Origin of the sequence: Leifsonia sp. AK011 (assembly GCF_013410945.1) — a bacterium.
GTDB lineage: Bacteria > Actinomycetota > Actinomycetes > Actinomycetales > Microbacteriaceae > Rhodoglobus.
In genome coordinates this window covers 315,872-329,382 of the sequence record NZ_JACCCH010000001.1, presented here as the reverse complement: position 1 = coordinate 329,382, position 13,511 = coordinate 315,872, and the positions used below count along the sequence as shown (strand labels likewise).

Sequence of the window (13,511 nt, the reverse complement as noted above, 5' to 3'; positions counted from 1 at the left end):
CTGGTTACTGTGATCAGCAACGGGTCAGAGCCAGCACCGAGGCCGACAGCGACGGCTCGCCACCCAGCAGGGTCACGTGCGTCACGCCGAGCTTCTCGAGGTCGTCGAGAACCCCACCCGGAACGCAAGTCGTGTTCGCGGCGAAGAGCGGTGCACCGACGGAGCCCGCCCATGCCGAGCCGGCCAGCGCGTCGGGGTAGTTGCCACCTGTGGCGAGGAATGCCCGGCCAGCCGTCTCGAACGCGTCGGCGTTGATCGCCCGAGCGGTGTCATAACGGTTGGCGCCCGCGAGGCGGACGGCCTCGGTGACAGCGTCGACGTCCTCGAAGAGGCCGGCGGTCACCGAGGCGGTGTCGCCGAGCACTCGCGTGTCGGTGATGCCGAGCTCGGTGAGCAACGTTGCCGTCGCCGCATCCAGGTCCGCGGCAGCGCCGTTGACCAGGATCACCGGGGCGTCGTTGACGCCAGCGGCGCCACCGGCCATCAGCGCATCGGGGAACTTCGTTCCCGTGGCGATGTAGGCGCGCTCAGCACCCGACGCGCCGAACGCGTGATCGGCGACCAGACGCGACGTCTCGTACCGGTCAACGCCGCTCAGACGCGTGATGTCGCCGGGCAGGGCATCGAGCTGGTCGTAGACCGCTGCACCCACCGACGGCAGGCCGCCGACGACCACGATGCGCTCCGGGGCGAGACGCGCCAGCTCAGCGGAGACGACACCCGGAAGCGAATCCGGCGTCACCAGCAGCAGCGGGCCGCCCTCGAATGCCGCAGCCGGGCCAGCCGACAGTGCGTCAGGGTAGTTGTTCCCGTTCGCGATGTAGACCACGCCAGCACCGGTGGGGTACGACGCCTTCGAGATCTCGACAGCGGTCTCGAAACGGTTCGCACCGAACACACGATCCACGGTGGAGGGGACGGTCAGCGTCGCGCTCGCCGACGTGGTCCGGTAGTCCGTGCCCCCGATGGTGTTGGTGAACACCGCGCGGTACTGCACGTTCTTCGCACCAGCGACGACCTCAAGCGAGTCTCCGACGGCGCCGTCAACGACGGTCCAGTCGGCGGCGCCAGAAGCACGGGACTCCCACGTCGTGTGGGGTGTGGGAACGCCGAACCCGTGTGCCTCGAAGGTGACCGGCGAACCCTGCTCAGCCGTTGCGGCTGTCGGCGACTGGACGACTCGCGGTGCCTGCTGGCGCCCGATCACGACGATCGGCGCCGGCTGTGACGAGCTGCTCGATGCGTAGATGAGCCCCTTGCTCACATCGACGGCGACGCCCTCGATGCTCGCTCCGAAGGATGCCTCGGATGCCCGCGCCACCGTGTCGGCGACCGGGTCAACCACCGAGATGCCTGAGGTGCGGTGCCCGACGTACACGAGGCCCTGGGTCGTGTCGAGGTCGAGGCTTGTGGCCCCGGCATCCAACACATAGCTCCTGAGTTCCGAAACGCCGCTGCGAGTCGCGTAGATGCGCAGGCCCACGGCACCGTTGGTGTCCGAGTCGAACGTGGCGTAGAGGTTGCCGGTCACGGGGTCGAGCCGGAGACGCTGAACGTCGGCCGGCACGGTCGTCTGCGCGAGGTGCTGGTCCGCCTTGAAGTTGTACGTCTCGATGACGCCCGTCTCGAGAGCGATGTAGGCAAGGTCGGGGACCTGGTCGATGGCGACACCGCGGATTCCCGCGGTGAACTGCTCCTCGAAGATCTTGGTGCCGAAGTTGGACGGGTGAACCGAGTACCCGGCGATCTTGTCATCCTCGGTGGCCACGATGACCGCGGGATAGGCGGGGCTGAACCCGGCGAGGTCGGGCTCGTACACCATGTCGACGACGGGCGAGCCCGTCGAGAACTCGCGCACGACCGCTCCCGTGCTGGGGTCGATGGCCTGGATGAGTCCCGACCCGGCCTGGTCGGCCACGTAGAGCAGCTTGCGCTGGGGGTCGAACGCGGACGCGCTCGGGGCGGTGGCGGTGGCGGCGTCGATGGTGCCGACAACCTCGTGTCCGAGCGGAACCGTAGCGGGCGCCGAGCCCGGCTCCTCGGGGAGCTCCGGCCCTTCCACCTCGCCCGGCCCGGGGACGGTCACGCCGGTCTCGGTCACGAACTTGGTGCCGTTGTCGTACTTGGTGATCGTGAACGAGTCGAGCACGCCGCCGACGGGCACGTCGGTCGTCGACTGGTCGTCCCACTTGGCGGCGACGACTGCCTCGTAGAACAGCTGGTCGTCCGTCACGCGGATGCCCTGGAAGGTGGAGGTGTGTCCGGCACGGACGACCTGGGTCGCACCGTTCTGCGTCCAGACGTTGTCATCCACCGGCTGCTGCTCGTAGTACTTCGGGCCGGAGACGGACACCGCGTAGACGGGACCTGTGGTCACACCGGGGGTGGCGGTGGCATCCGAGTTCACGTAGCCGCGCGCGTAGGTGTGGTCGTGTCCCATGAGCACGAGGTCGATGTCGTTGCGCTGGAAGACCGGCAACCAGGCGTTGCGGATGTCGACCTCGTCGCGCCCCTCAGCGGTGGAGAACACCGGCTGGTGGAAGACGACTGCAGACCACTTGTTGGGGTTGCTCGTGAGTGCATCGTCGAGCCAGTCGGCCTGCATCGACAGCCACAGCTTGGCCGGATCGGGGCAGGCGATGAGGCACGGCGGAAGGCTCGCCGGGGTGATCAGGCTCTCGTTGATCGTGGCGTTGAGGGAGATGAACCGCACGCCCTGGTAGTCGGTGTAGTACGCGGTCTCCTGGAGCGCGACCTCCATGTGGGCGCGGTACGCCGCCTCCTGGATCTTGGCCTGGCTGGTTCCCGTGGTGCCATCCCACGCGGGCCCGTTGGCCGGGTACTCGAAGTTCGACTTCCAGTTCTTGAGGAACGCGTCGCCCGAGTACTCGTGGTTGCCGGGAGCTGCGATCACGTTGGTGGTCTGGCTGTAGCCGTCCATCGCCCCGAACCATTCGGTCCATTCGGAGTCGTTGCCGGACCGGTTGACGAGGTCACCGGCGTTGACCGTGCCGATGGCATCGGGGAAGCGGTCGTACGCGGCCTTCACGACGGGGGACCACTTGGCCGTGAGTTCGTTCTGCGCGTCGCCGAAGTAGATGAAGGTGAAGTCCTCGCCCGGTGCCGAAGCGGTGGTGAAGCGGAAGGTGTCGCTCGTGAAGCCGTCGGTGCCCACGTAGTACTCGTACTCCGTCGCCGCAGTGAGGCCGTCGATCGTGGCCGAGTGGGTGCGGGTGGGGATGCCAGCGCTCTGCAGGATCTCGTTGGCGCGAGCATCCACGACTCGCCAGGTGGTTTCGCCGACCGCACGGATGTGGACGGCTCCCGCCGTCACCGAGCCTCCGGTGCGCCACGTGATCGACTGGCTCGTCGACGGGTCCTGGGGCGGTGTGAGCACGACGCGCTCGGGGGTCGCGTCATCCCCCGACACCACAGCGGGCGCCGCGAACGCCGCGGAGACGGGAAGGAGGGAGATGGCGACGATGGCCGCGGCGGTCGTTGCAGCGTTGCGCAATCGCCTCGGGGTGCGGGGTGACCGCATAGATATGTCCTCTCGGAAGTGGGAAGGTGCCGCGAGTGCGGCGTCCCCACCCTGTTCGTCCCAGACGGACCGGAGGGGGCGGGTAGGTAACGAGATGCTTTCGTACGACCTAACGCCGGTCTCTCGTGCTGGGCTCCCGCTCGACCATCGGAGCATGCGTGTAAAACAAACTTGACACCGAGTTAGGGATTCTTTACAGTCGTCAGTGTCAAGTTTTCTATACATCCCCGGGAGGGCGACATGACCTACGAAGAGAAGGGCGTCTGGGTGTACCTCGTGGTCACCCTCGGCGCCTACGGCACCTACCTCGCCATCGTGCTCGGCCAGCTCGCGACAGTGCCGGTAGCCGACATCGACTACGTGCCAGCGTTGCTGTGGACGATCGGGGCATCCATCGTGGCGGCGATCGTGCTGCGCATCATCGTCGAGATGTTCGGTCCGAGCGAGAGCCAGAAAGCGGATGCCCGTGACCGAGACCTCAAGCGCACGGGTGACCGCCTCGGCGGCTGGCCGATCATCGCCGGGGCCCTCGGTGCGCTCGTGCTCGCGATCGTGCACGCGGAGTACTTCTGGATCGCCAACGCGATCTACCTCGGGTTCGCGGCCTCCGCCGTGCTCTCGTCGATCATCACGATCGTGCTCTACCGACGGGGCCTGTGATGGTGAAACCGACCCGCATCACCAACGACATCCGCTCCCTGCGTTTCGCTCACGACGAGATGACGCAGGCCCAGCTCGCCGAACGCATCGGCGTGACCAGGCAGACGGTCATCGCGATCGAGCAGGGCAAGTACTCCCCGTCCCTTGAGCTCGCGTTCCAGATCGCAGCCGTGTTCGGGGTGCCCCTCGACACGGTGTTCCAGTATCCGGAGCAGTCGTGAGGGCCGCAGTCACGGCCGCCGTCGGCCGAGAGTGCAGTCGCGAACGGCGGATGCCACGGCCACTGGTCGCAACCGCGTTCTCGTGGTCGCGGCATCCGCCCGCCACACGCGAGCCGCGCGGCTGAAACAACGCCGCAACACTGCGCGCCTAAGCTCGACCCATGGCAGACCTGTTCGACGGCTATGGCACCACCGCCACGAAGAGGCCAGGCACGCGCGCGTGGGACGAGATGTTCCACTCTCCTGGCGAGGCGCGCGAGTCCTATCGTGAGATCCAGGCCGCACTCGCCCAGATGACGCAGGACGAGTTGCGAGGCCGCACCGAGGCCCTCGGCGCGAGCTATCTCGCCCAGGGTGTGACCTTCGACTTCGCCGGTGAGGAGCGACCGTTCCCGCTGGACGCCGTGCCGCGCGTCATCGACCAGGCCGAGTGGCTCACCGTCGAGGCGGGTATCAAGCAGCGGGTTCGCGCGCTCGAGGCCTTCCTCGCCGACATCTACGGCAAGCAGAACGCGGTCAAGGATGGCGTGATCCCCGCGCGGCTCGTGACGAGCTCCGCGCACTTCCACCGTGAGGCTGCGGGCATCGAGCCGGCCAACGGTGTGCGCATCCAGGTCTCCGGCATCGACCTCATCCGCGACGAGCAGGGCGCCTGGCGCGTGCTCGAGGACAACGTGCGCGTCCCGTCCGGCGTCAGCTACGTGATCTCCAATCGCCGAGTCATGGCGCAGACGCTTCCGGAGCTGTTCGTGTCGATGCGCGTGCGGCCGGTGGGGGACTACCCGCACAAGCTGCTCGGGGCGCTGCGGGCATCCGCCCCGGCTGGCGTCGAGGACCCGACGGTCGTTGTGCTCACGCCCGGTGTCTACAACTCCGCGTACTTCGAGCACACGCTGCTCGCTCGCCTGATGGGCGTCGAGCTTGTCGAGGGCCGCGACCTGTTCTGCTCCGGTGGCCGAGTGTGGATGCGCACGACCGCGGGCCCCACCCGCGTCGACGTCATCTACCGCCGGGTGGACGACGAGTTCCTCGACCCGCTGCAGTTCCGCGCCGACTCGATGCTCGGCAGCCCAGGTCTCATGCTCGCGGCCCGCCTCGGCAATGTCACGATCGCCAACGCGGTCGGCAACGGCGTCGCCGACGACAAGCTCGTGTACACGTACCTGCCAGACCTCATCAAGTACTACCTCGGTGAGGACGCGCTCCTGCCCAACGTTCAGACCTGGCGCCTCGAGGACAAGGGCGCTCTTGAAGAGGTGCTCGACCGCCTCGACGAACTCGTCGTCAAGCCGGTGGACGGCTCCGGCGGCAAGGGCCTCGTGATCGGTCCGGATGCCTCGAAGCAGGAGCTCGACGAACTGCGTGGTCGCCTCCTCCGAGACCCGCGTGGCTGGATCGCCCAACCAGTCGTGCAGCTCTCGACGATTCCCACGCTCGTGGACGACGGCATGCGCCCGCGTCACGCCGACCTGCGTCCCTTCGCGGTGAACGACGGCGAGGACATGTGGGTGCTGCCCGGCGGGCTCACGCGTGTGGCGCTGCCCGAGGGTGAGCTCGTGGTCAACTCCTCACAGGGTGGAGGCTCGAAGGACACCTGGGTGGTCGGCCAGGACCCCCTGCAGATCGCGCGCCACAGCATCCAGGGTCTCGTCGCCGGCCAGGCGGCCGCGACCGAGTCCATCTCGATCATCACGCCGGAGATGCTCAAGGCCCACCTGCAGGACCACGCGCCCGCCGACCGCCCGCTCGGCCAGGGTCAGCAGGAGCAGCAGCAGCAACAAGGACCCTTCCGCTCGTTGAGGAGCGACCGTAGGTCGCGTCTCGAAGACACCCGTGGGTTGAGGAGCTCGCGCAGCGAGCGTCTCGAAACCTCACCGACGAACCACGATGGTGAGATTTCGACAGGCTCAATCCACGGAGATGCAGGCTCAATCCACGGAGATGCAGGCTCAATCCACGGAGTAAACGGGGAGGCCGACTGATGCTCTCCCGTATCGCAGAGTCACTGTTTTGGATCGGCCGCTACGTCGAGCGCGCCGACGGCACCGCCCGCATCCTCGACGTCCACCTCCAGCTCCTCCTCGAGGACCCCTGGATCGAGGAGGACCTCGCCTGCCGGTCGCTCCTCAGCGTCATGGGCAGCCCCGAGCCCGAGGACACCGTGCTCACGCGTCAGGACATCCTCACGGTGCTCGCGGTCGACCGCAACGAGCCAGCATCCATCGCCTTCTCCCTCGGCGCCGCCCGCGAGAACGCCCGGCGCGCCCGCGAGATCGTCAGCACCGAGCTGTGGGAGTGCCTCAACACCACGAGGGCACGGATGCCACGCAAGGTCTCGAGCGACAAGGTCCACGAGTTCTTCGGCTGGGTCCGTGAGCGTTCGGCGCTCGCGGTCGGCATCATCGAGTCGGCGACGAGTCGCGACGAGGCATGGCAGTTCTTCACCCTCGGCCGCAGCATCGAGCGCGCCGACATGACGGCCCGCCTGCTTGCCACAAGGTCACTCACCGAGGCGAGCGGCCCGAGCTGGACCACGATCCTGCGCTCCTGTGGCGCGTACGAGGCGTACCTGCGCACCTACCGTGGCGTGCCGAGTGCCCGCAATGCGGCGGAGTTCCTGCTGCTCGATCGGCTCTTCCCCCGCAGCATCCTGTTCTCGGTCACTCGCGCGGTGAACTGCCTCAAGGAGATCGAGCCGCGCAGCGATCGCGTGGGCGTCTCCGACCAGGCGCAGCGCCTGCTCGGCCAGATCCGCAGCGAGCTGGAGTACCGGCCCATCTCGGAGATTCTCGAGGACCTCACGATGCACATGGACAATGTGCAGTCCGCGACATCCGCCGCGTCCGAGGCGATCCGCCAGCGCTACTTCCCGACACAGGTTGCCCCGAGCTGGGTGGGTGAGACGACATGAACCGACTCCGTATCAAGCACATGACGGGCTTCCACTACGGCGGCGACGTCACCGCCTCGTACAACGAGGCGCGCATGCTCCCGGTGAGTTCGGACGGCCAGCTCGTGCTGTTCGCGAACCTCGAGATCCTGCCGATCTCGAGCCACCACAACTACGTCGACTACTGGGGTTCGCGCGTCTCGTCGTTCGAGATCCTCACCCCCCACAAGGAGCTCTCGCTGACGGCGACGAGCCTCGTCGAGGTGCGCGACGTGCAGCACGTCGACGCCAAGCTCGATTGGGATGCCCTCGCCGAGGCCGCGGAACGCACCACCTCGACCGTGGAGCAGCTCAAGCAGACCGCCCGCACCGCGCCGCCTGTGGAGGTGCAGGACCTCGCTCGCGAGATCGCGAGCTCGACGTCCGACCCGTGCGAGGCGGCCCTCGCCATCAGCACTGCGCTCGGCAGCGCCATGGAGTACGTGCAGGGCGTCACGGCCGTCACGTCCACCGCCGCGGAGGCGTGGGCGGTGCGCAAGGGCGTTTGCCAGGACATCACCCACCTCGCGTTGGGGGCACTCAGGCACGTGGGCATCCCCGCCCGCTACGTGTCGGGGTATTTGCATCCGAAGCCCGACGCGGCGATCGGCGAGACGGTCGCCGGCGAGTCCCACGCGTGGGTCGAGTGGTTCTGTGGAGACGGATGGCGCGGCTTCGACCCGACCAACCTCATCGACATCGGCGATCGTCACGTGCTCGTGGGTCGCGGTCGCGACTACAACGACGTTCCGCCGCTGCGCGGGGTATACGCGGGTCCGTTCGGGAGCACGTTGTTCGTCAAGGTGGAGATCACGCGCGAGACGTAGGCCCATTGGTGTGTCTCATCGTGCGTCATGATTCCGTAACACCGCGGACGCGGGCGCATCACATGTCGGCGTTACCGTCGGTCCGTAACTGACGGATCGGGGTAGTGGTGACGGCGTTGGGTGAGGCCATCGCCGCCAGGCGGTCGGCAACGAGCCTGACGGCGTCATCTCCGCTGGCCGGCATGCGCCGTCGAACCGTCTCCACGGCGGATCTCGTCGCCCAGTCAGTCGCCGCTGTAGCTCCCGCCGGTGTGATGCTCATCAACCCTGTCGGAATGTTCGGCCGTGGGGGTTCCTTCGCGGCGTTGGAACTGGGCATCACCGCGGGCATCATCGTGCTCGTAGCCTTGGGTATCTCACTCTTCGCGAGGCGCATTGCCGCGGCGGGTTCGCTGTACACCTTCGTCACGCGCGGCCTGGGCAGTACCGCCGGGATGGCTGCGGGCGCTGGCCTCGCGCTCGGCTACGCGTCCGTCTCCCTCACGACGCTGAGCGGTGCGGCGCGCCAGATCACTCTCCTCATCGCCCCGTCCACGGCATCCCCCGGCCCGGGGACCAACGCGACCGACCTTCCGTGGGCTGCGATCCTTATCGTCGGCGCACTTGCCGTGCTCATCGGCACCGTCATGATCATCGGAGCCCGCGTCTCAACGCGCGTCATGCTCGGCATCGAGATTGTCGCGGTGAGCCTGATCATCGCGGTGTCGTTTATCGTCCTCAGTGCCACGGGCTGGGACCTGAGCCCGCTGGTGCCGGATGTCGCGCATCCGCCGTCGTTCTCCTCACTCGTGGGGGCTGTGGGGTTTGGCCTCATAGCTTTCGTGGGGTTCGAGAGCGGTGTCGCGCTCGGCCCCGAAAGTAAGCGCCCGCTTGCCACCGTGCCGCGCACCCTCTTCTTGACGGTTGCTGTGTTGTGCGTTGTCTACCTCGTCGGGGTGTACGCACAACTCGCGGTGATCGCGCGGTATCCGAATGACGGATACGAGTCACTCTTCCAGGTCGCATCGACTGCGGTGCAGCTCCCGGGTCTGGCTGTGGCTACCAACCTCATCATCGCCGCCTCGTTCGTGGCCTGTTCTCTCGCGTGCGCGTCGGCCCTCGTGCGTCTGGTCTTCACGATGGCGAGGGAGGGGGTGCTCCCTGCATTCCTGGGTGCCACCTCCAGGAGATTCGGCACTCCACATCAGGCCACTCTCGTGACCGTAGCGGTGATCGCGCTGCTCGCGGCACTCACACTTGCGATTCCCGGCTCCGTACTGGGCGCGGTGGCCCACCGGGCGAGCACGCTCGGATTTGTTGTCGCCTACCTTCTGGTGTGTCTTGCTGGGCCCGTCTTTCTGGTGAGGTTGCGCGAGTTCACCCTGGCCGAGGCGCTTCCCGCATTCGCCGCGGGAGTGGCGCTCGGGATCATCCTGGTCGGTCAGATCGGTACCGTCGAGCCAGATCGGGCGCTCGGCCTCGGCATCACCCTCGGAATCGTTGCCCTTGTCGTGCTCTGGCACCGCGTCAGGATGTCGCGCGATCCCCAGCTGCGGGATCGCACCGGCCTCTACGACAGTCCCATCGCGAGCGACGGGATCGCGGGCGCCGAAAAGAGTGATGGCGGGGGACGCGAATTGTGAGCGGGACGCCGTCGCCGCAACTCTCGGGGATCGGAATCTCTCTGGCCATCTTGGAGGAGGTCGCACGCGCAGGCCCGGCGATCTCTGCCAACGAGATAGCCCACAAGCTCGGGCTGCCACGGGCCAGCGCGTACCGGCAGATCAACTCGCTCGTGCGTGAGGAGTATCTGCTGCGGCATCCCAGCATGCGAGGGTTCGTTCTGGGTGCGCGCGTTGTCGAACTCGCACATCTCGTCGCGCCTCCCACCAGCAGGCCGGAGCTCGCGATCGTGTCCTCCGTGCGGGAGAGAATCGACGAGGCGGTGCACTACGCGCGGTATGAGAAGGGTTACCCCATTCTCATCGACGAGGATCCGGCGAGCCCGTTCCTCTCCCGTGAACGGTTGCAGAGCGACCTCACTGCGACGGCGATCGGTCGGCTCTACCTTTCGGATGTGAAGGTGGGAGAGGCGCCACCGACGGTGGACCGTGAGGCGCATCGCAGGATCGCGGAGGCGACAGCCGCAACGGGGTATGCGCAGGTGATCGGCACAGACACCAGAAGTCGATCATGCCTGGCTCTGCCCGTTCGATCTCGCAGTGGCATCCTCATTGGTGCGCTCACCATGTCAACGACGGCCTCCCGCCTGGACCTTGCACTCCGGCACCTCGGCGCCTTGCGCACTGCTGCTAGCGAGATGGGCGCCCTCGAGGTCTGATCTCGCCTGTTCCGGAATGCATGGCCGCATCCCGACAGATTTCGTGAGTGTTTCGCAAGGTGGTGCACGCCCGGTGACGGTGTCTCAGGGACGGATATTTCGATGCAATACCCGTTTGCCATAGTCGTCTCCACTCAGCAAGCGCACCTCGGCCCTCCCGCACACCATCGGGGGTGTGCGCACACATCCAGTCCGAAGAGAGACAGGTCAGATGAAGATCTCCGGAAGTCCACCATCAGCATTCCTTCAACGCGCACCACTCAAGGTTTACGTCATCGCGGCAGCGGCGTGCCTCGCGGGTGCTGCCGTCGTGCTCACCGTCGCCACCACGATGGTTGTCCACGGCGACGAGGAGGCGCGCAAGGAACAAGCGGCCGTGATCGAGCCCGAGTCGAACGCGACTGACTCGCCCGAATCGGTCGCCAGCGAGGCGACGCTCGAGGTGCCAGGCGTTGTCGGTTTGCCCCGCGACCCCCTCACCAACGACGAGGTCGCGTACGCTCGCTCGCTCGCGAGTCTCGATCCCTCGTTCGTCGCCGCTACGGGCGACGACGGGCGCAAGCCCGTCTATCTCTCGACGACGATCTCCGAACCCGAGGCCTACACGGATGATGCGCGGCGATTCGAGGTCGTCTACTACAGCTACTCCGACAACAAGACGATGCGCTACATCGTCAACGTGAGCACCGGTGTCGTCGAGCTCGCGGAGGCGGCATCCTCGGTTCAGCCGCCGCCCGCCCAATCCGAGGTGGACGAGGCGTACGAGTTGCTCCTCGACAGCCCTGTCTCGGAGGTCGTCAAGCAGGCGTTCTTCGCGACGGAGGGCACCAAGCTCACCGATCCATCGCAGACCACCTACAACGCGTCATCGTTCGTGGCCACGCCAGGAAGCATCGGCGCGGAGGAGTGCGGCGTCGACCGATGCCTCATGCTCCTCGTTCAGACACCGGATGGCACGTACCTCCCCACAACGGGCATCGCCATCAACCTCACGCAGCAGACCGTTCTCGAGATCAACTAGACAGGGAAGACACAATCACATGAGAAGGACCATCAGCATGCTGACGGGAGCGGCGATCCTCGCGGCCGCACTCGTCGGCGGAATCGCGGCACCAGCGAACGCCGCTCAAACCCCGACCGAGGCCGCGTGTAACGGAAGTTCGCTCGTCTCGAAGACGCTCACCTCGGGTGCGACCTGGCAGCTCTGCTGGCGCGTGGACACCTACAAGGGACTTGTCGTGGAGAAGGTGGCGTACAAGGGCAAGAACGATGCGACACCGATCGTCGTGCTCGACTCGCTCGCCATTGCGCAGCTCAACGTGCCCTACGACACCGGTTTCAACGAGTGGAACGACATCACCTCGTACGGCTTCGGCGGCCGTTATGGGCAGAAGATGACAACGACCCAGTGCCCCAAGGGCGAGATTCGTAGCTCCTACCTGAGCGAGAGCCGTCCCTCCACTGACGTGTTGTGTGTCACGGAGGAGGACGCTGGGCTCGCCTACAACGCCAAGGAGTCCCGTTGGGGCGGCAACGCCGACGATGGCCTGCTGTTCTCGGCGCAGAGCACCGACCTCGTCCTCAACTACATCGCCAAGGTCGACTGGTACGAGTATGAGACCGAGTTCCGCTTCTCAGACGACGGCGAGATCGATGTTCGTCTGGGGGCTACGGGTGACCTCGCCCCGAGCGATTACGTCGATGACCAGGCAGGCCTATCGACGTACGGCATCGGTCCGGACGATGTTGACAACTATGGTTGGCCCATCGGCGTCGGCGCCAACGACTATGCCGTGTCCCACTACCACAGCGCGATCTACCGGGTCGATTTCGGCGTCGGTGGCGGCGGTGCCCAGCGGGTCGAACAGTTCGATTCCGACCTCACGGGAACCATGGGCCGTCGCGGGGCAATGTTGCGCACCGAGGTGACGCCCATTGAGACGGAGGGGATGTTCACCAAGGACTCCCGGCGCATCTGGCGGGTCGTCAACGACACGAGTCTCAACGCGGACGGGCACGCGCGTTCGTACGAGATCATCCCGAGTGCGGGGAGCATCTACGCCGCAAACCCGGAGACGAGCTACGACGTGGCGTTCACCCAGCTCCAGGCTGATGAGCTCTTCGCATCGCACAACCTCATCCCCTCGAGCGCTGATCTTGGTGTGCCGCAGTACGTGAGCGACGCCGAAACGCTCACCGACCCGGTCGCCTGGGTGAACGTCGGCTTCCACCACATCGTTCGCGACGAGGACCAGAGCCCGATGCCGATCCACTGGCAGGGCTTCACGCTCTATCCGCGTGACTTCAGTGCGCAGTCGCCGGTCATCCCGGAGCAGCGAGAGTACGTCAACGGAAACGTCGGTCGCATCAACACCCCGACGACGCCCACGCCGACTCCGACTCCGACGACAACCCCAACGGCACCGCCCACGTCAACGCCCACTCCTACCCCGACCCCCAGTGGAACGCCAGATCCGGGTACCGGGTCGCCGACTGCTGGTGTGGCGCTGTCACGGACCACGGCAACGCCCGGGTCGTCCATCACGGTCACCGGCAGTGGATTCGAGTCCGGTGAGACGGTGACGGCGACCATGCACTCCACACCCGTCGCCCTCGGCAGCTACAACGCGAACAGCTTCGGCGCAGTCGAGTTCACCTTCACGGTGCCCCTCGATGCCACAGAGGGCTCACACCGGGTGGAACTCACCAGCCCCTCGGGCGTGACCGTCAGCAGCTCGTTCCAGGTTGAGCGGCCCGCCGCCCCGGCACTTGTGTTCGGTCAGCTCGGCAACACGGGAACGCAGGCGGGTGTGCTCGTTACGTCGTCGGCGCTCCTGTTGCTCCTCGGGGGCGCGCTGGCGATCGCCGCAGCCGTTCGCCGACGCTTCGAAGGTTCCCACGGCACGGTCGCAAGCTAGCGCCAAAGGAACCACTGGGTGCCCACCTCGCTCTTGAGGTGGGCACCCAGCGCATCCGCCGGCACCGTCCGGCGAGCAAATACGTACCACTGCGA

Annotated in this window: 10 protein-coding genes; 9 read left to right on the top strand and 1 reads right to left on the bottom strand. The window is 66.6% G+C overall.

The window, feature by feature from the left end; genetic code table 11:
• Positions 1-13: 13 nt before the first annotated feature.
• Positions 14-3,541 carry a cell wall-binding repeat-containing protein gene (locus tag HDC94_RS01565; RefSeq protein ID WP_218870419.1) on the bottom strand — a complete coding sequence of 1,176 codons (3,528 nt, stop codon included), beginning with the start codon at positions 3,539-3,541 and terminating at the stop codon, positions 14-16.
• Positions 3,542-3,781: 240 nt separating this feature from the next.
• Here HDC94_RS01565 and HDC94_RS01560 point away from each other — a divergent pair, with 240 nt between their 5' ends.
• The 9 genes from HDC94_RS01560 (at position 3,782) to HDC94_RS01520 (ending at position 13,416) form a co-directional block, all read left to right on the top strand.
• Entirely contained in the window at positions 3,782-4,201 is a 420-nt protein-coding gene (locus HDC94_RS01560; RefSeq protein ID WP_179494254.1) for a hypothetical protein, read from the top strand.
• Positions 4,201-4,422 carry a helix-turn-helix transcriptional regulator gene (locus tag HDC94_RS01555; RefSeq protein WP_257021611.1) on the top strand — a complete coding sequence of 74 codons (222 nt, stop codon included), beginning with the start codon at positions 4,201-4,203 and terminating at the stop codon, positions 4,420-4,422. Before HDC94_RS01560 ends, HDC94_RS01555 begins: the two co-directional genes overlap by 1 nt.
• Positions 4,423-4,583: 161 nt before the next feature.
• A complete protein-coding gene (locus HDC94_RS01550) occupies positions 4,584-6,404 on the top strand; it encodes a circularly permuted type 2 ATP-grasp protein (protein WP_257021610.1) in 1,821 nt (606 codons plus the stop codon).
• A complete protein-coding gene (locus HDC94_RS01545) occupies positions 6,404-7,333 on the top strand; it encodes an alpha-E domain-containing protein (RefSeq protein ID WP_179494252.1) in 930 nt (309 codons plus the stop codon). The genes HDC94_RS01550 and HDC94_RS01545 overlap by 1 nt, the downstream gene beginning before the upstream one ends.
• Positions 7,330-8,178 (top strand): transglutaminase family protein, encoded by an 849-nt coding sequence (locus tag HDC94_RS01540; protein WP_179494250.1) that lies wholly within the window; start codon positions 7,330-7,332, stop codon positions 8,176-8,178. Before HDC94_RS01545 ends, HDC94_RS01540 begins: the two co-directional genes overlap by 4 nt.
• A 104-nt stretch (positions 8,179-8,282) precedes the next feature.
• The gene (locus HDC94_RS01535) at positions 8,283-9,800 is read left to right on the top strand and encodes an APC family permease (protein ID WP_179494248.1); all 1,518 of its coding nucleotides are present in this window, start codon (positions 8,283-8,285) and stop codon (positions 9,798-9,800) included.
• 50 nt (positions 9,801-9,850) lie between these two features.
• Positions 9,851-10,498: a helix-turn-helix domain-containing protein gene (locus HDC94_RS01530; protein ID WP_179494246.1), complete on the top strand. Its 648-nt coding sequence runs from the start codon at positions 9,851-9,853 to the stop codon at positions 10,496-10,498.
• A gap of 211 nt (positions 10,499-10,709) precedes the next feature.
• A complete protein-coding gene (locus HDC94_RS01525) occupies positions 10,710-11,519 on the top strand; it encodes a hypothetical protein (RefSeq protein WP_179494244.1) in 810 nt (269 codons plus the stop codon).
• A 19-nt stretch (positions 11,520-11,538) separates the two neighbouring features.
• A complete protein-coding gene (locus HDC94_RS01520; protein ID WP_218870417.1) occupies positions 11,539-13,416 on the top strand; it encodes a hypothetical protein in 1,878 nt (625 codons plus the stop codon).
• The last annotated feature ends 95 nt before the right edge of the window (positions 13,417-13,511 follow it).

What these genes read in the sequence shown, in the direction of transcription:
- HDC94_RS01565 (WP_218870419.1), bottom strand. Translation starts at nt 3,541, where the DNA reads ATGCGGTCACCCCGCACCCCGAGGCGATTGCGCAACGCTGCAACGACC.
- HDC94_RS01560 (WP_179494254.1), top strand. Translation starts at nt 3,782, where the DNA reads ATGACCTACGAAGAGAAGGGCGTCTGGGTGTACCTCGTGGTCACCCTC.
- HDC94_RS01555 (WP_257021611.1), top strand. Translation starts at nt 4,201, where the DNA reads ATGGTGAAACCGACCCGCATCACCAACGACATCCGCTCCCTGCGTTTC.
- HDC94_RS01550 (WP_257021610.1), top strand. Translation starts at nt 4,584, where the DNA reads ATGGCAGACCTGTTCGACGGCTATGGCACCACCGCCACGAAGAGGCCA.
- HDC94_RS01545 (WP_179494252.1), top strand. Translation starts at nt 6,404, where the DNA reads ATGCTCTCCCGTATCGCAGAGTCACTGTTTTGGATCGGCCGCTACGTC.
- HDC94_RS01540 (WP_179494250.1), top strand. Translation starts at nt 7,330, where the DNA reads ATGAACCGACTCCGTATCAAGCACATGACGGGCTTCCACTACGGCGGC.
- HDC94_RS01525 (WP_179494244.1), top strand. Translation starts at nt 10,710, where the DNA reads ATGAAGATCTCCGGAAGTCCACCATCAGCATTCCTTCAACGCGCACCA.
- HDC94_RS01520 (WP_218870417.1), top strand. Translation starts at nt 11,539, where the DNA reads ATGAGAAGGACCATCAGCATGCTGACGGGAGCGGCGATCCTCGCGGCC.